Raw genomic sequence first — 21,171 nt, 5'->3', positions numbered from 1 at the left:
CGCATCACCCGGCAAGGGTGACGCGGGGGCCGTGTCGAAAATCGTCACGCCGCTAGGCGGCAGATTGCGTCTGGCTGATGGACGTCGCCCGACGATGGCTCCGAGATTTGGAGGTCGCCGGACTTCTGCGCCTCTTCCGGAACCCTTGCCCTCGGCACCATCGACAGTTCCCGGTCGCAGAGCTCGTCGACGATGCTCCGGATATCGCCCCGCGCGATGCCGATGTCCCGGAGGATCCGGTCGTCCAGCGCCTGAAACTCGGCGATCATCCGGCGCCGCATCCATTGCCGGCCCACGCGTCGCAGCCACCGGCGCAGCGGGCCGGGCTCCGGCCTCGTGCGGCGTGGACGGGCATGGGGTCGGGATGACAGGTCGTTCTGGTGGATGAGGTTGGGATGCATGTCGTGCTCCATGTCGAGAATAGGGAAGCCGGAACGGATGCGCTCGCGCGACCGTGGCCGGCTCGCGGATGTCCGCGCGCAACGACCCGGCGGCGCCAGCGCCCCGTCATTCGATTCGGATCTGCGAGAGATCAGGAGATGCCCCGAAGCGCGGGTCCGGCGCAGGCGCCGACCCCGCCCGGGGCTACCGGCGGTTCAGCAGACTTCCTGCGGCGAGCAGGAACCTCGTATGAAGCCTGAACTTGGTCATACCGTCGATCTCGGCCATCCTTCCGGTCTTTTCAAGGCCCTGGCCCTGGGTCGCCGCCATCTGGCGCAAATTCGCCTGCTTCCAGGCGGAGGCCTGGTTCGGCATCGTCGTTTCCGGTCCGCGCAGCGCGAGCCGAAGGTCGGCGCCACCGGGCCGATCCTACTTGCGGACCCGTCCCCGCCTGTCTGGCGCCTGATGGACGGCATAGCTGCAGCGGGGACCGGAACCGCCGGACGCGGCCGCTTCCCGGGCCCAGATCGTCGTCGTTGTGCACGCGACAACGCTCGCGGAGGGCCCGAACCAGATTAGGCGCGTGCCCGGACGCCGCGCCGCCGAACCGTCCGGGTCGATCGCTGCGATGTCTCGAAGGTCGGCGGCCTGGCCGCTTTCAACCTTGTCGCTCCCGTTCCGGCACTACCGTCATTGACAGGACCGCGAAAGTATCCACTTTGGGTGACATGGTCATGCATGAGAACCATTTCCGGTTTCTGCTTCTGAACCGCCCGGAGCCCCGGGCGGTCCGCGCATAGGCGCGTTCCCGACCACCCGGGGCCTTCTCAGTTTCCTGAAGTGAGAATGTGGGCTTCACCGCCCCGGGAGTGAGATCATGACCTTTGCCAACGTGACCCGACTGCCCCTGGGCAGGGATTTCCGCTCGGTTTTCGACGCGGGCCCGGCACAGACCCGGTTCTTCCTTACCGTGGAGGATCGGATCGGGATCGAGCGCCTGCTGCGTCAGCGCGGCACCCGGAATGCGCCCAACCCCGTGCTGCTCGAAGGGCTTCTCCGCCACAAGCTGCGCATCTCCCGGGGGGCGGCGGAGCCCGCGCCGCAGGAGCTCGTGGTGGCCGGCTGCCATGTCACCTACGAAATCGGCGGAGAAGACGCCCGCTCGGGCATGCTCGCCATGAACCCGGTCCCGTTCCCCGGACACGTCCTCGTCGCATCTCTCTTGGGCGCGACGCTGATCGGGATGCGGGTGCTTCAGAGGGCGCCGCTGTTGAGGGACGACGGCCGGATCGACACCGTTTTCGTGCTCGATGTCAGCCCTCCGCCCTGTCACCACGCCGCCTGATCCCTGTCGGGCCCGCCCTTAAGGCTGTGGTGAGCGCTCAACCCCGATGAATCCACGCCGCCCGAGAGCGTGCGGAAAGGAGAACCCGATGACCGAGAAGCACACAACCGCCCGAGGCGCAGGACGGCGGCCCAGAGTCGTCATCGACGCCGACCGCCTGAGCCGCCTTGAGGCGCTGGCGGAAGGCGCGATGCAGCGCGATCCGAAGCTCGCCGACAGGCTGCTCGAGGAGCTGGGCCGGGCCCGCATCGTGCCCGCGGCGAAGCTTCCGCCGGACGTGGTGGCCGTCGGGCGCCCCGTCACCTATCGCGACGAGACCACCGGGGCGGAGAAGACCGTCACGCCGGTCTGGCCCGAGGAGGCCGACATCGCGCAGGGGCGGATCTCGGTCATGACGCCGATCGGCGTCGCGCTCATCGGCCTGGCCGAGGGCGCCTCGCTGCACTGGGACAGGCGCGACGGGGAGCGGCGGATCCTCACGATCGTCCGCGTGGCGTCGCACGATGCAATCGAAGGGATGGACGCCTGACGCCATGCCAGGCTCCCGCTGCCCGGCTGGCGACCGGACCGAGTCCGCGAGCCTTCCAATGCGCTGGCCGCGTCGCTTCGGCGCGCGGCCTGCCGCGATTATCGCCGGGCCGTGATCGCGTCTCCCCCTGCGGTCGTCAGGACCAGCGTGCCGGTCTCGTCGATGCGGTAGCGCTCGACGTCGGGCAGCAGGTCCAGCAATCGGCGCTCCTGCTCCATCAGCGCCGGCGGGCAGGCCATCATCGTGGCGCCCGGCGCGGTGATCGTCAGGCGCTCGCCGTCGGCCTCGTAGCGTCCGACGAAGCGGTTGCAGGTGGCGCTCCCCACGAGCCGACCGTCGGCGAGGAACTGGAGCGTGGCCTGGGCATCGTCGATCACGCCGCCGCCATCGATGCGTTCGATGCGCCATTCCGGCCCGAGCAGGGGGGCCGGATCGTTCGCCATCAGGTGCTCGGCCACGGCGCGGTAGGCCGGCAGGGAGGTCGGGTCGCTCGCCGCGTTGGCCGCCACCGGGTGCGACGCGAAGCGGACGATCACCATGTCGGCGGCGGGGTCGATCCAGATTGTCTGGCCGTGCACGCCGCGCGCGGCATAGGCGCCGTGATCGTCCATGGTATTCCACCACATCGCGCCGTAGCTCCAGCCGTCCAGCAGGTCGTAGCCGGCGCGGGCGAACGCGTCCATGTCGCCGCCCGCGCGGATCGCGGCGACGGCGGCCTCCGGGATGACCTGCTCGCCGCCGGATCGTCCGCCGTCGAGCATCACCTGCCCCAGCCGCGCCATGTCGCGCAGCGTGGCGTTGAAGCCGCCGCCCGCAAAGGGCGTGCCGATGGAGTCGACGGTGTAGAACGCCTCCCGCTCCGCGCCGATCCGGCTCCAGATGCGGGCAGACATAAGGTCCGCGACCGATTGCCCGGAGGCGCGGGCGACGAGCCAGCCGAGCGCGTCGGCGTTGACGGTCTTGTATCCGAACGCCTCGCCGTGGGTGCCGTCCTTCTCGACAGTCTGCAGATACTCGAAGTAGCTCCTCGGCCCGTCATAGCCCTCGGGCTTGGGCAGCGGGCTGCCGGCCTCGGCATAGGTCCAGACCTCCGCGGCGGGGTCGGCGTAGTCCTCGGAGTAGTCGAGCGCGGTGGTCATGTTCATGACCTGCCGCACAGTCGCATCGTCGAAGGCGCTGCCCCGTAGCTCCGGGATCAGGTCGCCGACGATGGCCGCCTCGTCGAGCGCGCCCTCGGCCACGAGAACCTCGGCCAGGAGCCCGGTCAGCGACTTCGTCACCGACATCGCGCCGTGCAGCGTGGTCTGGTCGAGGCACCCCGCGTAGCGCTCATAGACCACCGCGCCGTGGTGCAGCACGATGACGCCGTCGGCGTAGTTCACGTCGAACGCCGCGTCCCAGGTCATCGCCTCGCCGCCGCCGAGCGGTGTGAAGGTCACGGCGCCGAGCGACGGGTCGAGCGTCTCGAGCAAGGGTCGCTCGGCGTCCGTCCCGGCTGCAACGCCCGCGGTCGGCATCAGCTCGCGGAAATGACAGACCGTCCAGCGCAGCTTCGGGAAGGCGAAGTAGTCGGCATCGGTGAAACGGATCGTTTTGTCGGGGGCGGGCGGGAAGCCCTGCATCCAGCCCATTACAACCGGATCAGACTCGGTTGCTGACAGGGGAGCGTCCTGCTGAGCCATCGCAGTCCCCCCAAAGGCCATCGTCGCGGCCAATGTCATCGCCAGTCTCATCTCGGTCCCCTTAATCCAGTTCCTGCACGCCGCCGCCCGACACTGTCAGGATCTGGCCGCTGATCCAGCCCGAGGCGGGCGCGCAGAGGAACAGCGCGGCGTTCGCCATGTCCTGCGGGTCGCCTAGGCGGTGGATGGGCGTCTGCGCGAGCATGCGCGCCTCGATCTCGGGCGTAAGCACCGAGGTCAGCGCGTCGGTCCGCGTGGCGCCCGGCGCGACGCCGTTGACGCGAATGCCCATCGGTCCGAGATCAAAGGCGATGTTGCGGATCAGGTGGTTGGTCGCCGCCTTGGAGGCCCCATAGGAGGCCATCCGCGCGTTGCGGTTCTCGCCCGCCATGGAGGTGACGGCGAGCATCACCCCGCCGCCCGCCCGCGCCATCTCAGGCGCGGCGAGCTGCGCCAAGCGGAACAGCGAGAACACGTTGAGCTCGAAGGCGCGGCAGAAATCCGTCATCGGCATGTTGAAGGGCTTTGGTCCGCCGCCGCCTGCGTTGCTCACGAGGATGGTGAGCTTGCCGAACTGGTCCACCGCGCTCCTGACGAGCCTGTCCAGATCGTCCTCCACCGTGACGTCGCAGGCGATGGCCTCGGCCCGCCCGCCCCGCGCCAAGATGCCCCCGGCTACCTCGCCGGCCGTTCCGGCGTCGAGGTCGCTGACGACCACGGCGGCGCCCGCGGCGGCGAAGGTCTCGGCGATGGCCCGGCCGATGCCCGCGCCCGCGCCGGTGACCACGGCGACCTGGCCGCCGAGGGTGAAGTGGGACGGATCGTACATGCGAGGTCTCCTTTCCGCCTGACCCCCATCATGTCGGCCAATCGGGTCGAAGGGGAAGGGGAAGGTCCAAGGGCGTGCAGCGGATTGCTACTCCGTGATACCGCCGAGCTTGCGGATGCCGCCGCCCGGGTTCAGATAACCCTCGTGATGCGGCTCGCGATGGCGTCGTGAGCAAGGGATTATCCCGCGCATCTGCCGTCCTGAACGCCCGGACCGAAGAACCCCCATTCGGGGCTCAAAGCGACGGGGTCCGTCATGGAATCTACCCGCAAGCCCGATCGCTGCACGTCCGATCCGAAGGGGCCGGCGGCGGATCGGCTCTTGTGCGGTCTATGCCATCCCGTGCTGCCTACAAGGAAGACCTTCTCATGATCCGTACCACTCTGCTCGTCGCCCTTCTCGGCGCCACTTTCACCGCTCCGGCAATGGCCGAAGGCATCTCGACCCACGTCCTTAACATCGCTACAGGCCACGGTGGCCAAGACATCCCCGTCACCCTCGACGTCCGGGAGGGCGACGCGTGGGTGGAGATCGGTCGAGGCGTCACGGGTGCCAACGGCCGCGTCGAAGGCTTCGGCATTGAGACCGAGGACGCCGACTACCGCCTAACCTTCAAACTGAGCGACTATGCAGCGCTCGGCGGCGAACCGCTCTTCCCGGAGATCTCCATCGTCTTCGACGTCTCGGACATGGACCGGCACCACCACGTCCCAGTGCTGGTTAGCCCGTTCGGCTACTCGACCTACTTGGGCAACTGATCCGGCGCTCCGCCCGGACGCGACGTTGCGCGACCGGGCGAGATGCGCTTTCGTGAGAAGGACCAACGGGAAGGCGGTTCATTATGAGCGAGGTGACCGTATTCCCTGTCCCCGATCCGTCGCCACCGCCCTCCACCGGTGGGTCGGCCAAGCGGATCGCGATCGTCGTCGTGGTCCTGCTGCTCGCTCTTGTCGCGCTCTACGCCGTTACCGACCGGATGGCGCCGTCCTCCTCGCGCGGCATCGTCACCGCGCACGTGGTACAGATCGCGCCCCGCGTGTCGGGCGAGGTGGTCGAGGTTGCCGTCGAAGACGACGCAGTCGTTCAGGCGGGCGACGTCCTGTTCCAGCTCGACGCGCGGCCGTTCGAGCTAGCCGTGGGACAGGCCGAAGCCAACCTCGCGCAGGCGACGCAGGGCGTGCAGGCTTCCGCCGCCTCGCTCATCGCGGCGCAGGCGCAGGTGACGCAGGCCCGCGCCGCGCTCGACGCCACCCGCGCAGAAGCCGACCGGACCTTCCGGCTGGAGGAGCGCGGGATCGCGGCCACTGCGCAGGGCGACACGGCACGCGCCAGCGTGGCCGACGCGCAGGCGCGGCTACAATCAGCGGTGGCCAACCTCGAGAGCGCGCGCTCGCAGCTCGGCCCCGAGGGCGGCGACAACCCGGCCATCGCCGCGGCCCAAGCGGCGCTCGAGCGTGCGCAGTACGATCTCGCCTCCGCCACCGCGACCGCGCCGCATTACGGCGTCGTCACCAACGTCACGCTGTCGGAAGGGCAGTTCGTGGCGGCGGGCAACCCCGCGCTCACCTTCATCGACGCGAACGCGGCCTGGATCACCGTCGACCTGCGCGAGAACCAGTTACAGAACGTAGAGCCGGGCGATCGAGTGCGGCTGCTGTTCGACGCTGTGCCGGGCGAGGTGTTCGACGGCCGCGTCGAGAGCGTCGCCTGGGGCATCAACCCCGGGCGCTCGGCGCAGGGCGGCCTCGTCGTCAACCAGCCATCCAACCGCTGGTTCGAACCCGCCCGCCAGATCCCCGTGCGCGTGGAACTCGAGGGCGGGATGGAGGCTTGGCCACGCAAGGCGCGCGTGGGCGGCAAGGTCCACGTGGTGATCCTGGCCGACGGAGCGTCCAATCCGGTCGCGTGGCTGGCCCGAGGGATGCAGCACCTGCGGTCTTGGACCACCTTCCTGCACTGAGGGCCGGGCCATGTACGTCACCCCGCGACCCGACGCCTGCGACGACCCACACTACGCGGTCCGCCTCGGCCTGACCGGCGCACTGTCCTACCTCGCGGTGGCAATCCTAGCGCCCGCGCTGCCGCCGGTGGTCGCCGCGCTCCCGGTGGGGCTCATCGCGGCGCAGCGCCGCGCGTTCAACCCAGGCCGCGCGATCGGCGCGCCGGTCTCAATAATCGTGATGGTCACGGTCTTCACCTGGGCGGTCGAGCAGCTCCGGCCGATGCCGCTCGTCTACGTCGGCGCGATGTGGCTGACCTACTTCGGGGGCTTTCTGATGATCCTGCGGACCGGGGCGCCGACGGGCATGCTCATCCTGATCGTGGCCGTGCTGATGTCCGTGATGGGGATGAACGGGAGCGCCACGGTCGAGACGATGCGCGACGGCTTTGTGCAGGCCTCGCTCGTGGCGCTCGTGCTGGCACCGCTGGTCTACTGGCTGGTGCCGCCGCGCACACGCGAGCGCCATGTCGACGCCCCCGTGCCCGGCCCCGGCCATGCGGCAACCGGCGCGGCGATCCGCGCGAGCGTGCTGATGGCGCTGACCTTCTGGCTCTACACGGTGATGCAGCCGTCGGACATGATGATGGCGATGGTCGCGACGATGGTGCTCGTGTTCCCCACCCGGCAGGCCGTGACCTCGGAGGCGATGCAGCGCGTGCGCGCCACGCTCTACGGCGGCGCCGCGGCGCTGGCGCTGACGCTGCTGGCGCTCTGGACGCTCTCGCCGCACCTTCCCGTCCTGCTGGGCCTGATCTTTCTATCGGGGCTTGGCTTTGGACACTTGATGTTCACGGGGCGGCAGCCGAGCATGGTCTACCAATACGCCTTCTCGGTCGTGCTGGCCCTCGTCGCGGGCGCGCTTTCGACGCAGGATCCGGGTTACGCCACCTTCACCCGCATCGTTCTGACGCTGGCGGGCGCATTCGCGGCCGCCTCCGCCGTGGGCCTGCTTGACGCCCTGACCGATTGGCGCGGCGAACGCGCGGCGAACGCGTGATCCCGCCCGCCGCGTCACTCTCGACCCTGGTCAACGCGACGCTGCTCGTCCTGCTCGTGGGGTTCCTGCTGGTGATCGGCAAGACCGTCCTGCTGCCGATCCTCGCCGCAGTAATCGTGGTCTACGTCCTCGTCAGCGCGTCCGAGGCGCTCGGCCGCCTGCCCCTCGTCGGGCGCCTGCCGCAGGGGCCGCGCCGCGCGCTCGTGCTGCTGCTCTTCGCCGGCGCGTTCATCGCGCTGACCTTCGTCGTCATCGGCACGATCAGTCAGATCCTGGCGCAGGCGCCCGGCTACCAGGCCAACATCGAGCGGCTGGTAGCGCAGGGCGCCGACATGCTGGGCGTCGACGAGCGCCCGGACTGGGAGACGATCCGCGACGCCACGTTCGGACGCCTCTCGGTCCGCCGCGTGGTCGAGACGGCGCTCGCGAACCTCACCTTCGTCGGCGCCTGGGTCTTCCTCGTGATCGTCTACTCGGCCTTCCTGCTGGCGGAGCGGGCGGGGTTCGCAGCCAAGCTGTCCGCCGCCCTGCGCGACCCCGATGACGCGGCCCGGACCGAGGCCATCATCCGCGACATCAACGACCGCATCGGCGACTACCTCGCGGTCAAGACGCTGGTGAACGCGATCCTGGGCACGGTGTCGTTCGTGGTCCTCTGGGCCATCGGTGTCGACTTCCCGCTGTTCTGGGCGCTGACCATCGCGCTTTTGAACTACATCCCCTATTTCGGCTCGCTCGTCGGCGTGGCGCTACCCGTGGTGTTGTCGATCGTGCAGTTCGGGCAACTCGGCTGGACGCTGCTTCTCGCCGCGCTCCTGATCGCCGCGCAGGTCTGGATCGGCAGCGTCCTCGAGCCGCGCCTGATCGGCCGCCGCGTGAACCTCAGCCCCTTTGTCGTGCTGACCGCGCTTGCCGTCTGGTCGGCGCTCTGGGGCCTGCCGGGGGCGCTGCTCGCGGTGCCGCTGACATCGATGCTGACGATCGTCCTCTCGGCCTTCGAGCCGACCCGGCCTTTCGCCGTGCTGATGGCCGATAGGATCGTCGTCCCCGCGAGGGGCTCCGCATGATCTGGTTCCTAAAGGTCGGCGCGATCCTGATCCTCACTGCCGTAGTGTTGATCGTGGCAGCGCGCGTCCTGTTCCCGCTGCCCGCCGTGACGGGCCGCGTCGACACGATCGCCCTTCCACCGCCCGCCAACGGGCCGCTGACCGCACGAGCCGCCCGCGACTGCCCCGGCCTCAGCGGCATCGCGGCGCTCCAGGGTGGTGCTGACGCCTTTGCCGCGCGCATCCTGCTCGCCGACGCAGCAGTCTCCTCGATCGACGCGCAATACTACATCTGGCACGGCGACCTGACCGGCACGCTGCTGCTCGACGCGCTGCGCCGCGCGGGGGACCGGGGCGTGCGGGTGCGGCTGCTGCTCGACGACAACGGAACGTCCGGGCTCGACGCGGAGCTCGCGCAGCTTGACGCGCACCCGAACGTCGAGGTCAGGCTCTACAACCCGTTCAATCTGCGCGGCGGCCTGAAGATGCTGTCCTACGGGTTCGACTTCTTCCGCCTCAACCGCCGGATGCACAACAAGTCGTTCACCGTGGACGGGCTGGCCACGGTGGTCGGCGGGCGCAACGTGGGCGACGAGTACTTCGGCACCGGCCCGACGCCGCTCTACGTCGACCTCGACGTGCTCGCCGTGGGCAAGATCGTGCCCGAGGTCATCGCCGACTTCGACCTCTACTGGGCAAGCCCCTCGGTCCATCCTGCGGGGCCTATCGTCGGCGCGGCGGGGGGCGATCCGATCGGTACGCGGTTGGCAGAATGGCAGGCAGACCCGCGCATGGCCGAGTACCGCGCGATCCTGCGGGCCTCCGACATCGTCGCGTCGCTCGCGTCCGGCAGTCTCGACCTCGAATGGACCTATGCGGTGCTCGTCTCCGACGACCCGGCGAAGGGGCAGGGGGCGGTGCCGCACGAGGACCTGCTCGCGGGGCGGCTGACCGACGCCGTGGGCGAGGTCGTGACGCGCTTCGACGGGGTTTCGCCCTACTTCGTGCCCGGCCGGGCGGGCGTCGAGGCCTTCGCCGCGCTTGAGGCGCGGGGCGTCGCCGTGCGGATGCTCACGAACTCGCTCGAGGCCACCGACGTACTGCCGGTCCATGCCGGTTATGCCAAGCGCCGCCGGGCGATGCTCAACGCGAGCGTGACGCTCTACGAGCTGCGCCAGCAGGCCGCGCCTGGTACACCCGACGATCTGGGCGTGTTCGGCTCGTCGGGTGCGAGCCTGCACGCCAAGACGTTCGCCGTGGACGGCGCGCGCATCTTCGTGGGCTCGTTCAACTTCGATCCGCGTTCGATCCGGCTCAACACCGAGATGGGCCTGCTGATCGACAGCACCGCGCTGGCGAAGGGCCTGCACGCGGCGTTCGACGACGGCCTGCATGGGTTGGCCTGGCGGGTCGAGCTGCGGGACGGAGACCTCGTCTGGGTTGATCCGGCCACGGGGGCCGTCACGACAGAGGAGACGGGCTCGAGCGCGCTGCGCTCCGCCGCGCTGACGGTGATCGGATGGCTGCCGGTGGAGTGGCTGCTCTAGGACGGGTCGCAGCTCGACGAGGACGAAGAGGACGGAGGCGCCATGCTGACATCGCATATGCGACGCGGAGGACATCGAGGCGTCTGGCTCCTGCGGGTGCACGATGGGCTGCATGATCAATGCGAGCGCTTCTGCCGCACCTCCGTCTATCGGCGGCTTGGCTTCCGCGATCTGGGGGCCGAGCATGTGGCGATCGCGCAGGCCCCGCGCGCGCGCGACGCCGATCACGCATACGCCTGCGCCCTGACCGAGCAGTATTTCGCGCTGACGGCCGCGACGCTGCGCGAGAATGCCGAGGCACGGGCCGGGCAGCGGGCCGGATGACGCCCGAGATCGCGATCTTCCTCGTCGCCGGGCTCGTCGGCGGTGTCGTGAACGCGGCCGCGGGCGGGGCCAAGCTCTTCGTATTCCCCATACTGCTGGCCACCGGGCTGCCGCCGATCGCGGCCAACGTCACGCAGGGCGTCGCGCTCTGGCCGGCGCAGCTTCCCGCCGTCTGGGTCTACCGGCGGACGCTTCTCGCCGAGGCCCGCACCCTCGCCTGTCAGATGGTGCCCGCGCTGGTCGGTGCGCTTGCAGGATCGATCACGATGCTGAACGCGGGCGATGAGGCCTTCGTCCGGGTCATCCCCCTGCTGCTCGTCGTGGCCGTCGTGGCGATCGTCCTCGGGCCGCGCACCACGGAACTCATGCGGCGGGCCTTCCCGGGCGACAGACTCCGGACGGCGACCGGCGTGCTGCTGGCGGCCATCGGCTTCTACGGCGGCTTCTTCGGCGCAGGCATGGGCTTCATGCTGCTGGCGGTGCTGTCGGCCTCAACAGGCCACGGCATCGGGCAGGTAAACGGAGCCAAGAACCTCTTCGCCACCGCGATCCAGTCCGTCGCCGTCGTGCCGATGATCCTGTCGGGCCTGACCGACTGGGCCGCCGCGCTCTGCGTGCTGGGCGGAGGGCTGGTTGGCGGCTACCTCGGCGCACAGCTTACCCACCGCCTCCCCGACAGACCCGTGCGGATCGGGGTTGCAATCCTAGGCGTCGTTCTCACCCTGTCGTTCCTGATCTCCTAGGACGCTCCATGAAGCTCTGCACATTTGTCGAGGATGGGCGCTGGTAGCAAGGCGGATGGGTGAGTGGTGAGCGCAAAGTGAGGTATGATAGGCAACGCATTACATAATGGCGTAACGTCCTGTCGAGGAAGCGCTAGCCGAAGCTGCCCTTCGTCCGGGATTACGACAAACACATGGTTGTCGGGACCATTCGGAATGCATGCCATCGGACGGCAGTGAGCGCGCTTGGCCGAGGTCGGGGTTGTCTCCGCTGTCGACATGGATGCGACTGCCGCAAGATGAGCTTCGAGACCGGACCCTGCGATGCCTCCGAGCGCGATCCGCCGGAGGGCGGCCGCCGCGCGCGTAGCGCTTCGATCATCTCAAAAGGGGTTCTACTAACCATTCGTCCAGCTTCGACCACCGCCTCCGGCTCGAGACGTTCTTGACCGCGATCGCGACGGCCTTCGGCTGCCCGACGAGGACCACGAGTTTCTTGCCGCGCGTGACGCCGGTGTAGAGCAGGTTGCGCTGCAGCATGGCGTAATGCTGCGTCAGGATCGGGATGACGACCGCTGGATACTCGGATCCCTGGCTCTTGTGGATCGTGGTGGCATAGGCGGGCACCAGCGTGTCGAGTTCGCCGAACCCGTAGGTGACCGGGCGCCCGTCGAAGCTGACGACAAGCTCACCCTCGTCGGGATCGACACCGTCCACGTAGCAGATGTCGCCGTTCGAGACCTCCTTGTCGTAGTCGTTCTCGATCTGCATGACCTTGTCGCCGGGCGCGAAGGTCCAGCCGAAGCGCTCCACCCTGGGTCCGTCCGAGGGATTGAGCGCGGCCTGCAATTCGATGTTGAGCGATCGCGCGCCCACGCCGCCGCGGTTCATCGGGCAGAGAACCTGCACGTCACGGATCGGATCGAGACCGAAGCGCTGCGGGATGCGCGTGCGGACAAGCTGCACGACCCGGGCCACGGCCTGTTCGGGATCGGCGGCCGGCACGAAGTAGAAGTCCGTATCCCCTGCGGGCTTCGCGAGATCGGGGATGTGCCCGCGATTGATCCGGTGCGCGCTGGTGATGATGCGGCTCTGCGCCGCCTGCCGGAACACTTCGGTCAGCCGCACCACGGGGACGGCGCCCGAGGCGATGATGTCGGCCAGAACCTGGCCGGGACCGACGGACGGCAGCTGGTCGATGTCGCCGACGATCAGCAAGGCGGCGTCCTCGGGAACGGCGTTGAGCAAGGATTGCATCAGCAGGACGTCGACCATCGAGCTTTCGTCGACCACCAGGAGATCGCATTCGAGCGGATGCTCGAGGTTCCGCTTGAAGGCGAAGACATGGGGGTCGAACTCCAGGAGCCGGTGAATGGTCCTGGCTTCCATTCCGGTTGCCTCGGACATGCGCCTGGCAGCACGGCCGGTGGGGGCGCAGAGCAGGAGCTTCACCGCCTTCGCCTCCAGGATGCGCAGGATCGAATTGACGATGGTCGTCTTGCCCACGCCGGGGCCGCCGGTAACGACCAGCAGCTTGGAACGGAGCGCCAGGCGGATGGCCTCGGCCTGGCTCTCCGCGAGCGTGAGGCCGGTCCGGCGCTCGATCCAGGGCAGCGCGAGGTCCGCGTCGATCCCGGGCCAGGGCAACGTCCCGACAGCGATACGCCCCATCCGCTCCGCGATCGCTTTCTCCGCGCGGTACAGGCCGCTAAGAAAGATGCCGGGCGTGCCTGCGAGGCTGTCTGCGATCACGGTGCCCTCCGCCAGTTCCAGGTCCAGCGCCGTCCCGATCAGGTCTTCCGACACGTCGAGCAGTTTCACGGCGAGGGCGGTCAGGTCGGCTGCGGGCAACCCGCAATGGCCATCTCCCATGGCTTCGCTCAGGGCGTAGGAGATGCCTGCGCGCACCCGGATCGTCGCGGTCTTCGCGATCCCAAGCTTCTCGGCGATCAGGTCCGCGGTGCGGAACCCGATGCCGCGGATGTCGCGCGCGAGCCGGTAGGGGTTCTCGCTCATCACCTGCACCGCGTCGGTGCCGTAGGTCTTGAAGATGCGGACCGCCCGGGCCGTGCCGACGCCATGCTGATGAAGAAACACCATGATCTCGCGGATGACCTTCTGGTCCGCCCAGGCGGAGGTGATCCTCTCCGCGCGTTTGGGACCGATCCCGTCGACTTCCTGCAGGCGCTTTGGCGCGGCCTCGATGATGTCGAAGACATCCTTGCCGAAATGCTTCACCATGCGCCGTGCGTAGGTCGGGCCGATGCCCCGGACCATCCCCGAGCCGAGATACTTCTCGATGCCCTCGAGCGAGGACGGCGCCGACGTTTTCAGGAACCGCGCGCGAAACTGCAGACCATGGGTTCGGTCGTTGACCCACGCGCCGGAGGCGGTCACCCACTCGCCCGCGGAGATCGTTGCGGCGTGGCCAATTGTCGTGACGAGGTCGCGATGCCCGCGGGCCTTCAGCCGCAGCACGCAGAAGCCGCTTTCCGCGCTGTGGAACGTGACGCGCTCGACCAGGCCGGCGAGAACTTCGCTGCCGGGTGGCGCCGCGCTGGTCGGGTCTCGGTGCCGCATCAGAGTCTCGGTCCCGGTGGTGCGCCGTCGGACAGACCGGCGGCGGCAGAACCCGCGTCGCAGGGATTGGTCAGCTGCCGTAGCCGCGCCGGCCCTTGGCGCGGGCCATGTCCAGCAGAGCGGTGGCCGCTTCGCCTTCATCCGCGTGATGCTCGACAAGTACGCGACCGCGATTGCCGATGCGACCCCACTCCCTGATCAGGCTTGCGCCGCCAAAGAGGTCGGGCTGCACCTGCATCAGATAGAAACGTCGCATGTTCCGCTCCGGATCGATCCGGCGGAGCTTCAGGCGTGTCGGGAAGACCTCGCCCTGTTCATCGGCTGAAGACATCGCGCATGTTCCAACGATCCGCTTCGTATTGGCACGGCAGGAGGGAATTTCGTCAAGCCTCTCGTCGGATCAGCTCCGGGGCTCGATGAGGAAGTCCTCAAGAGGGGTCCCTCTGATTTTGAAGACCGATGAGGCTGGAGCCGAAACACTCACACGACCCACACGATCTATTGCGCGGAGTACCCGGTACCCATATGTGTATACCTTGATGGAGTTATACACATGCGCACGAACATTGTGATAGACGACGATCTCATGACGTCCGCAATGGCTGCGACGGGTGCGGCGACGAAGCGGGAAGTCGTCGAACTCGGTTTGAAGACCCTGCTTCGCCTTCAGCGTCAGAAGGATCTCAAGCAGCTCCGGGGCCGTGTCGATTGGACGGGCGATCTGGAGATGATGCGAACCGACGGATGATCCTCGTCGATTCAAGCGTGTGGATCGATTATCTGCGCGGGACCTCCAATGCGGAGACGGACCTTCTCGATGAGCTTCTTGGCGCGGAGCCGGTCGCGATCGGGGACCTGATCCTGACCGAAGTCCTGCAGGGAATCGGACCGGATCACGCCTTCGAGCAAGCTCGAACCCTCTTTTCTGCCTTGGACTTCGTAGAGATCGCCGGACCCTCGATCGCCCTGGAAGCAGCGCGCAACTTCCGCCGTCTCCGCGCGAAAGGGATCACGGTTCGCAAGACAATCGACACGCTGATCGCCACGCGCTGCATCCGCGACGCCATTCCGCTTCTTTTCACCGACCGGGATTTCCAACCATTCGTGGATCATCTGGGACTGATGTCCGCGGCGGGCGGGAGAAAGCGGTGACTTCCGTCCTGCAAGCGGAACGAGCGTATAATGACATAAGAGCTTCCGTTTGTGCATCGCGTATTCTGGCCGCCCTGTCAGCGCCCTACGTGTCGCTCCTCGGATTAGCCCTGCCTCCCGTAGATCGCGATGATCTGGTTCGCCTTGCGACGGGCGAAGCCACGACGCCGGCGGTGGTATCGGAACACTCGGAGAAGCATGCATGGCGCAGTGGCAAAACAGGATGAACAGACTGTGGCGCCGGAAGATCCCGCACATGTCGATTGTCGTCAGTTTGCCGGAGCCGGACGATCCTGGCTCGCCTGGACGTAGGTCCGATCCGGCGGCCGCTCACTTCTTGGGTCCGAGACAGGGCTCGGTCAGCAGCTCGAGCTCGGGGCAATGCAGCATCACCTCCATCGCCGTGCCGATATTGCGGCAGGTAGAGACACACGGCCTTGCGGCTGCTCGGCAGACGGCGCGGGGCAACGTGATAGGACCACTGGGCGGGGTTCAGGAACTGGTTGATGGCATGGTTGTAGATGTCGTGCCGGATGCCCCGCACGGTGATCGTCAAGCGAACGGCGCCTTCGAGGTTCGCAGTCTCGGACCTGATCGGCTTGTGAGATCCCATGGCAAGAGAACGTATGGCAAACACCCGAGAGCGGGAAAAACGATGCCGCCTGCAACCGGCTCCCTTCCTGCCGCTTGGGGGGCGCCGGGTGAGCCGAACCCGAACTGTCGGATTGCCAAGCTACGCGTGCTGCCCTTGGAGAGGCCGGGCTTCGTCGGCGGTCGGGTACGCCGTGGCGACCGGCGCGCTCGGGCGCCGGTCGTATGCGGTGCGGGAAGGAGAAGGGGGGCGCGCAGCGGAAGGGGGAGAGAACCTGCTGCGCGCCTGGTGCGCCAAAGGGGGGAGCTTCGCGCCCCTCCTCATGGCACGATCATGACTAACAACAGGTTTAGGCGCGGGTGTCGTCTTCGGCACAGCGCGCGCGATGTCCCGAAAGGGATCAAGGTCCTCTTCGGCCTGCCGCTTAGGCAGACCACCGGCTTCGTGGCGAGCCTGCTGAAGCTCGCAGGCCTCGACTGGCCGGTGCCCTTCGTCGGGCGATCCTTCCCCTGGAAGGCTCGCTGATCCGCCTCAGTCTCGACCTTGTACCGGCGCTAGAAGCTCTTGGCCGTGCAGTTGCCCTACCGAGGCAGCGGCGATCCATTGCATCTTCTAATCGACAGCACGGGCATCAAGGTCCGGGGCGAAGGGTGCGCAGGAACCGTGGCCCCACAGGGGGCCGCGTAAGCCCGCAGCACGGCGCGCACGCAAGTATGGCGGGGCACGCGGGTGCGTCTGGCGCAAGGTCCACCTCGCCGTCGATGAGAGCACGCTCGAGGTCCGCGCGGTCGAGATCACCAGCAGCGGCGTGGGCGACGCACCCATACTGCCCAGCTTGCTATCGCAGATTCCCGCGGACGAGCTTATCGCCTCCGTCACTGCCCCTCTTGAGGAAGGCGTGACCGGCTTCCTCATTGAGCGCCCGAAAGACGCTTCGGCCGCGATCGCACGATTTCCCGGAATCGACCGCGCGCAATGTGCTGCGCGAGCGCGCCTGCGCTTCGCCGACGACACGATGGCGGCGCGCTACGAGGCCGTCTATCGGGACGCTCGGATCATGAAGCTGCAGCAGTCGGCCACGGACGAGACCGCCAGGAAATTTTGTCGATGTCTGCGCTGGAGAAATCATCTCGAGGCTCTGCAGGTCGTACATCGCGAGCGCTGCATCGTCGGCCCAATGGCGGTGAGCTTCTGCTGATCTGCGAAGATCATGACGGTCCGTCCCTCCCGATCGCGCCGAAGCGCGTATTCGGCTGCCTGTCCGAGAGATAACTGCTGCTTTAGGTATCGGAGATTGGTCAGGTAATTGTGGGCGGCTGTTCAACACAGGGCTATGCCGATCGGCCGTTCATAAGCAGCAATGGAATTTTCACGGTCGCTCCTTACGGAAACGTGCCGTCCAAGCTGTCTCAACCTGCTGCGCAGGCGGCGTCCGGGGAGCGGCGCCGTTCGCAATGATTGACCTGCTGCCCGTGATGGAGTTGTAGTCGTCCGCCAGCCTCGAAAGGGTTCGATCGTGGACCAGCCGAACGATCCAGACTCCCTTCTAGAGGCGAAGCACCGGTGCTGGCGGATCGCGCACGCCGAGCGAGTCAGCCTGATCGTGGACGCGGCGGACTACTTCGCCCAACTCCGCCGGGCCCTTATGGCGGCCCGGCACGAGGTTCTCCTGATCGGCTGGGATTTCGACTTCGAGATCGACATGCTTCCCGGAGAGAGCGACGCGGGCGGGATTGCACCGGACGGTCTACCGAACGCTCTCGGGGATTTCCTCGAAGCGGTCGTGGCCCGAACGCCGGACCTGCGTCTCTATCTTCTCAAATGGAACGGCTCCGTTCTCGTGACGCCGGGGCGTCTCCTGCCGGCGCTGGCGTTCCGCATCTGGACCGACGAGCGCATCCGCTTCGCTCTCGACGGACATCACCCGTTCGGAGCATGCCACCATCAAAAAATCATCGTGATCGACAACGCCCTCGCGTTCTGCGGGGGCATCGACATCACGGAGGGCCGGTGGGACACGAATGAGCATGCACCGGACGATCCGCATCGACGGAACAAGGATGGATCGGCGGCCGAGCCCTGGCACGATGCCACCCTCGCGCTTACGGGGCCCGCCGCCGAGGCCCTGGGCGAGCTGTCCAGGACGAGGTGGCGGCGCGCCACCGACGAAACGCTCGAGCGTCCCGACGGGACCGTCGACGCGCTCTGGCCCGACGGTCTGCCCGTGACGCTGCGCGACGTGGACGTGGCCATCGCACGCACCGAGCCGCCCTATGACGGAGAACCTCTTGTGAACGAGATCGAACAGGTGACCCTCGCGGCGATCGCCGCGGCGCGCGAGGTCGTTTATATCGAGTCCCAGTATTTTGCCGCCGAGACGGTATGCGCGGCGCTGGAGCGGCGCCTTCGCGCGCCCAATGGTCCCGAAGTCATCGTGATCAACCCTGAAGCTGCTCTTAGTGTCGTTGAAGATCGTGCCATGCACTCGATCCGCGGTCGAATGATCCAACGCCTGCAGGCCGCCGATCGGGAAAAACGGTTCCGGATTTGGCATCCCGTGAATGCCGCGGGCGAGCCGATCTATGTTCATGCCAAGGTCCTCATTGTGGACGACCGGCTCTTCAAGATCGGATCGAGCAATCTCGACGACCGGTCCATGGGCTTCGACACCGAATGCGACGTGGCTTTCGAAGGTCGCGACGTGGCATCTGCCCAGGCCATCACAGGTATTCGTTCGCGGCTTCTTGCCGAGCATCTTGGCACCTCGCCGGAAGTGGTGGAGGAAATGCGGTCCAGGACAGGATCGCTGATCGGGACGATTGCCGCGTTGAATCCCTCCGAGGGGCGCGGCCTTCGCGCGATCGGGCCTTTGTCCGAAGGGCTCTTGGGAAGGTTCTTTGCGGATACGCGTCTGCTGGATCCGCGATACCGGGTAGGACAGCCTTCGATCGCGGGGCGCGGGCTCCGCCCGCGTCATCTCGTGATCGGCACCGTCGCTGTTGGCCTATGCTTCGGCCTGTGGATGACCCGACGCCGTTGGAGCAGCCCGCGCCGTCCGGGATAAGGTGACGAGACTATTGCTCGCTCGCGTCTTCGTCCGGGGCCACGATGGCCATGCCGCCCCTGTAGACTAAAGACACGCTTCGTAGTGCCTACCGCGACCGTGGTCGTCTCAGCCGCAATGCCGATCATGGTGTCAACGGCTAAACCCGACGTGCAACCCGAGACCGTCATCAACGCCGACATCGACCCGCTGATGAGCGATGGCATGATGCTGGCGGAGGCCATCGAGGCGGTCAGATCGCCCGTCGAGCAGCGCACCTTTAACGGCGTCACGCACGAGTTTTTCGACATGGCCGGCGCGATCCTCGGGTCGTTCGTGTTCTTCTTTGCCCTCGGCTACGGTTCGATCCGGTTGCGCCCGGTGTTCGAGCGACCGGCGGCCTGGCGCATCCTCGAGACGCTCATCGCGCTTGTGATTTGGATCATCGCATTCAAGTTGCTTGCTGGAACGTGAGGGAGGGACGCGATGGAGAACTTCAACCACCTGCTCGTCGTCTTCACCGCCTACGTGTTTGCGGCCGGAAGCCCAGATCCAAGCACCCTTCGGATCATGGGCGTGGCGGCGCGGGATCGAAGGCGTGCTGGCCGCCTCTTCGGGTTCGCGGGCCTGCGGCTGCTCTTGTCACGCGTTTGAAGGAGATGCTCGCATGACCTTGTTCACCGGCCTGTCGGCCTTCCCCCTCACGCCTACCGACGACGAGGGGCGGCTGAAGCCCGAGTTTCTGCAACGGTTCCTCGAGCGGATCGTGGTCGCGGGAGCCGAGTCCATCGGACTCCTCGGCAGCACCGGCGGGTACGCCTACCTGACGCCGGAGGAGCGCAAGCGCACGCTCCGGGCTGCCGTCGACTGCGTGGCAGGACGGACGCCGCTCATCGTCGGTGTCGGCGCGCTTACGACCGATATCGCCGAGAGCCTTGCCCGGCAAGCAAGACAAGCCGGCGCGGATGGTCTGCTTCTCGCGCCCATGTCCTACCAGCCGCTGACCGACGAAGAGGTCTTCCGCCATTTCGAGGCTGTCGCCGCGGCCGGCGAGCTGCCCCTGTGCATCTACAACAACCCGGGCACCACAAAATTCACCTTCAGCCTGGACCTGATCGCGCGACTGGCCGAGATCCCGAACGTGGCCGCGGTCAAGATGCCTCTGCCGGCGGACAGCGATTACACGGGCGAGATGCGGCGCCTGCGGGCCGTGACGCCGGATGCCTTCGCGGTGGGCTATAGCGGCGACTGGGGCGCAAAGGACGCGCTGCTCGCCGGCGCGGCCTCCTGGTATAGCGTCGCAGCCGGTCTCTTGCCGGAACCCGCTCTCGCACTCAGCCACGCAGCTCAGGCCGGGAACGCGGTCGAAGCCGAGCGCATCGATCACGCTTTCGCTCCCCTCTGGGAGTTGTTCCGGGAGTTCGGCAGCTTCCGCGTGATGTTTGCCATCGCCGAGATCCTCGGTCTCGGGCGGATCACTCCGCCGCGTCCGATCCTGCCTCTTGAGCCAGTATCCCGCGAAAGGGTCGAGGCGGCGCTGCGTCCACTGCTCCAGATCGCCGTCTGACCACGCGACTGTGCTTACGCAGCATATCGCAGGGACTTTTCGGCGAATTTTGCTCCCTCTTGCGGGTTCGCTGCCCATCTGGGCCTCGTCTGCACGCGCGCCGTGACCGTCTCGCCTGAGACATGGAACACGGGGCTAAGGCACAGCGTTTCCCGCCTGCGACCGGATCAATCCCGTCGCTTCCGCTCCGCCGACAATCCCCGAACCCGACGCCGCGCATCCCTCCGGCCGGTCCATGGAAGATTCCCCCTGATGAACGTCCAGACTTCGCCTACCCTCAGCCAGGCCCATGCAGGTATGGGGGTCATCCTCCATGAAGGAGGCGCCGCCTTCCGCGTCTGGGCGCCGCATGCCACCGCGGTCGCCGTTTCCGGCGACTGGAACGGGTGGTCCGATGCCGCGAACCCGATGGCTGCGGAAGGCGAGGGCTACTGGTACGCCGACGTGGAAGGCGTTGCGGCGGGCCAGGAGTATCGCTTCGCCATCGAAGGGCCGGACGGCTCCATCTCGCGCATCGATCCCTATGCGCGGGCGGTTACGAACTCGGTCGGCAACGGCATCGTGACGGATCGCGCCTACGACTGGGGCGACGACGCTTTCCAGATGCCCGACTGGAACGCGCTGGTGATCTACGAACTGCACCTCGGTACGTTCAACCGCCCGGAGGGAAGCGACGCGCCGAGCGGGTTCCATGACGCGATCGGGCGCTTCGACCACCTCCGCCGGCTCGGAGTCAACGCGATCCAGATCATGCCCGAGATATGCGCGAAAGTTGGTGACGCGTGATCAGGCGGCGGGTTGAAGTAGGCGGACGCCGTCGCGGAACTCAACCC

Annotated in this window: 23 protein-coding genes and 1 pseudogene; 18 read left to right on the top strand and 6 right to left on the bottom strand. The window is 67.3% G+C overall.

Annotation, left to right across the window (positions count from 1 at the left end; translation table 11 throughout):
- Nucleotides 1–44: 44 nt before the first annotated feature.
- Nucleotides 45–401 (bottom strand): DUF1127 domain-containing protein, encoded by a 357-nt coding sequence (locus Q1B08_RS18470; protein ID WP_299822101.1) that lies wholly within the window; start codon nucleotides 399–401, stop codon nucleotides 45–47.
- Nucleotides 402–585: 184 nt separating this feature from the next.
- Nucleotides 586–756, bottom strand: a complete 171-nt coding sequence (locus Q1B08_RS18465; RefSeq protein ID WP_299822099.1) for a hypothetical protein — start codon at nucleotides 754–756, stop codon at nucleotides 586–588.
- Nucleotides 757–1,258: 502 nt separating this feature from the next.
- Here Q1B08_RS18465 and Q1B08_RS18460 point away from each other — a divergent pair.
- The gene (locus tag Q1B08_RS18460) at nucleotides 1,259–1,726 is read left to right on the top strand and encodes a hypothetical protein (RefSeq protein WP_299822097.1); all 468 of its coding nucleotides are present in this window, start codon (nucleotides 1,259–1,261) and stop codon (nucleotides 1,724–1,726) included.
- An 88-nt stretch (nucleotides 1,727–1,814) separates the two neighbouring features.
- Nucleotides 1,815–2,255, top strand: a complete 441-nt coding sequence (rnk, locus tag Q1B08_RS18455; RefSeq protein ID WP_299822095.1) for a nucleoside diphosphate kinase regulator — start codon at nucleotides 1,815–1,817, stop codon at nucleotides 2,253–2,255.
- A 98-nt stretch (nucleotides 2,256–2,353) separates the two neighbouring features.
- Here rnk and Q1B08_RS18450 read toward each other — a convergent pair whose 3' ends face one another.
- Both Q1B08_RS18450 and hdhA read right to left on the bottom strand, forming a co-directional pair.
- Complete coding sequence (locus tag Q1B08_RS18450; RefSeq protein WP_299822093.1) at nucleotides 2,354–3,937, bottom strand: serine hydrolase; 1,584 nt, start codon at nucleotides 3,935–3,937, stop codon at nucleotides 2,354–2,356.
- A 61-nt stretch (nucleotides 3,938–3,998) separates the two neighbouring features.
- The gene (gene hdhA / locus Q1B08_RS18445; protein WP_299822091.1) at nucleotides 3,999–4,766 is read right to left on the bottom strand and encodes a 7-alpha-hydroxysteroid dehydrogenase; all 768 of its coding nucleotides are present in this window, start codon (nucleotides 4,764–4,766) and stop codon (nucleotides 3,999–4,001) included.
- 368 nt (nucleotides 4,767–5,134) lie between these two features.
- On the opposite strand from hdhA, the gene uraH reads away from it, so the two are divergent.
- From uraH to Q1B08_RS18410, 7 genes are all read left to right on the top strand, one after another.
- Nucleotides 5,135–5,524, top strand: a complete 390-nt coding sequence (uraH, locus tag Q1B08_RS18440; protein WP_299822089.1) for a hydroxyisourate hydrolase — start codon at nucleotides 5,135–5,137, stop codon at nucleotides 5,522–5,524.
- A gap of 83 nt (nucleotides 5,525–5,607) precedes the next feature.
- A complete protein-coding gene (locus Q1B08_RS18435) occupies nucleotides 5,608–6,726 on the top strand; it encodes an HlyD family secretion protein (protein WP_299822087.1) in 1,119 nt (372 codons plus the stop codon).
- Nucleotides 6,727–6,736: 10 nt separating this feature from the next.
- Nucleotides 6,737–7,765, top strand: coding sequence for an FUSC family protein (locus Q1B08_RS18430; protein ID WP_299822085.1), 1,029 nt, complete (start codon nucleotides 6,737–6,739; stop codon nucleotides 7,763–7,765).
- Nucleotides 7,762–8,832, top strand: a complete 1,071-nt coding sequence (locus Q1B08_RS18425; RefSeq protein ID WP_299822083.1) for an AI-2E family transporter — start codon at nucleotides 7,762–7,764, stop codon at nucleotides 8,830–8,832. Before Q1B08_RS18430 ends, Q1B08_RS18425 begins: the two co-directional genes overlap by 4 nt.
- Nucleotides 8,829–10,358: a phospholipase D family protein gene (locus tag Q1B08_RS18420; protein WP_299822081.1), complete on the top strand. Its 1,530-nt coding sequence runs from the start codon at nucleotides 8,829–8,831 to the stop codon at nucleotides 10,356–10,358. Before Q1B08_RS18425 ends, Q1B08_RS18420 begins: the two co-directional genes overlap by 4 nt.
- Before the next feature lie 42 nt (nucleotides 10,359–10,400).
- Nucleotides 10,401–10,682, top strand: a complete 282-nt coding sequence (locus tag Q1B08_RS18415) for an FCD domain-containing protein (protein WP_299822079.1) — start codon at nucleotides 10,401–10,403, stop codon at nucleotides 10,680–10,682.
- Nucleotides 10,679–11,425, top strand: a complete 747-nt coding sequence (locus Q1B08_RS18410; protein ID WP_299822077.1) for a sulfite exporter TauE/SafE family protein — start codon at nucleotides 10,679–10,681, stop codon at nucleotides 11,423–11,425. Before Q1B08_RS18415 ends, Q1B08_RS18410 begins: the two co-directional genes overlap by 4 nt.
- A 357-nt stretch (nucleotides 11,426–11,782) precedes the next feature.
- Here Q1B08_RS18410 and Q1B08_RS18405 read toward each other — a convergent pair whose 3' ends face one another.
- Together Q1B08_RS18405 and Q1B08_RS18400 are read right to left on the bottom strand one after the other, a co-directional pair.
- The gene (locus Q1B08_RS18405; protein ID WP_299822075.1) at nucleotides 11,783–13,984 is read right to left on the bottom strand and encodes an ATP-dependent RecD-like DNA helicase; all 2,202 of its coding nucleotides are present in this window, start codon (nucleotides 13,982–13,984) and stop codon (nucleotides 11,783–11,785) included.
- A gap of 70 nt (nucleotides 13,985–14,054) precedes the next feature.
- Nucleotides 14,055–14,315, bottom strand: a complete 261-nt coding sequence (locus Q1B08_RS18400; protein ID WP_299822073.1) for a WGR domain-containing protein — start codon at nucleotides 14,313–14,315, stop codon at nucleotides 14,055–14,057.
- A 222-nt stretch (nucleotides 14,316–14,537) separates the two neighbouring features.
- On the opposite strand from Q1B08_RS18400, the gene Q1B08_RS18395 reads away from it, so the two are divergent.
- The 9 genes and pseudogenes from Q1B08_RS18395 to Q1B08_RS18355 all read left to right on the top strand — a co-directional run bounded on the left by Q1B08_RS18395 (nucleotide 14,538) and on the right by Q1B08_RS18355 (nucleotide 21,124).
- Nucleotides 14,538–14,732 (top strand): type II toxin-antitoxin system VapB family antitoxin, encoded by a 195-nt coding sequence (locus Q1B08_RS18395; RefSeq protein WP_299822071.1) that lies wholly within the window; start codon nucleotides 14,538–14,540, stop codon nucleotides 14,730–14,732.
- On the top strand, nucleotides 14,729–15,136 hold the full coding sequence (locus Q1B08_RS18390) for a PIN domain nuclease (protein WP_299822069.1): 408 nt from the start codon (nucleotides 14,729–14,731) through the stop codon (nucleotides 15,134–15,136). The genes Q1B08_RS18395 and Q1B08_RS18390 overlap by 4 nt, the downstream gene beginning before the upstream one ends.
- Before the next feature lie 991 nt (nucleotides 15,137–16,127).
- A pseudogene (locus Q1B08_RS18385) lies at nucleotides 16,128–16,611 on the top strand (transposase); the annotation flags it as partial.
- Nucleotides 16,612–16,626: 15 nt separating this feature from the next.
- Nucleotides 16,627–16,926, top strand: coding sequence for a hypothetical protein (locus Q1B08_RS18380; protein ID WP_299822120.1), 300 nt, complete (start codon nucleotides 16,627–16,629; stop codon nucleotides 16,924–16,926).
- A gap of 318 nt (nucleotides 16,927–17,244) precedes the next feature.
- On the top strand, nucleotides 17,245–18,792 hold the full coding sequence (locus Q1B08_RS18375) for a phospholipase D-like domain-containing protein (protein WP_299822067.1): 1,548 nt from the start codon (nucleotides 17,245–17,247) through the stop codon (nucleotides 18,790–18,792).
- Between the two features lie 117 nt (nucleotides 18,793–18,909).
- A complete protein-coding gene (locus Q1B08_RS18370) occupies nucleotides 18,910–19,245 on the top strand; it encodes a LysE family transporter (protein ID WP_366140055.1) in 336 nt (111 codons plus the stop codon).
- Between the two features lie 12 nt (nucleotides 19,246–19,257).
- Nucleotides 19,258–19,425 (top strand): hypothetical protein, encoded by a 168-nt coding sequence (locus tag Q1B08_RS18365; protein ID WP_299822065.1) that lies wholly within the window; start codon nucleotides 19,258–19,260, stop codon nucleotides 19,423–19,425.
- Between the two features lie 13 nt (nucleotides 19,426–19,438).
- Nucleotides 19,439–20,338 (top strand): dihydrodipicolinate synthase family protein, encoded by a 900-nt coding sequence (locus Q1B08_RS18360; RefSeq protein WP_299822063.1) that lies wholly within the window; start codon nucleotides 19,439–19,441, stop codon nucleotides 20,336–20,338.
- A 252-nt stretch (nucleotides 20,339–20,590) separates the two neighbouring features.
- Entirely contained in the window at nucleotides 20,591–21,124 is a 534-nt protein-coding gene (locus Q1B08_RS18355) for a hypothetical protein (protein WP_299822061.1), read from the top strand.
- Nucleotides 21,125–21,171: the final 47 nt, after the last annotated feature.

The organism is uncultured Jannaschia sp., assembly GCF_947494025.1.
Lineage (GTDB): Bacteria > Pseudomonadota > Alphaproteobacteria > Rhodobacterales > Rhodobacteraceae > Jannaschia.
Note: the sequence above shows the minus strand (reverse complement) of the source record. Positions and strands in the feature narration are given on the sequence as shown.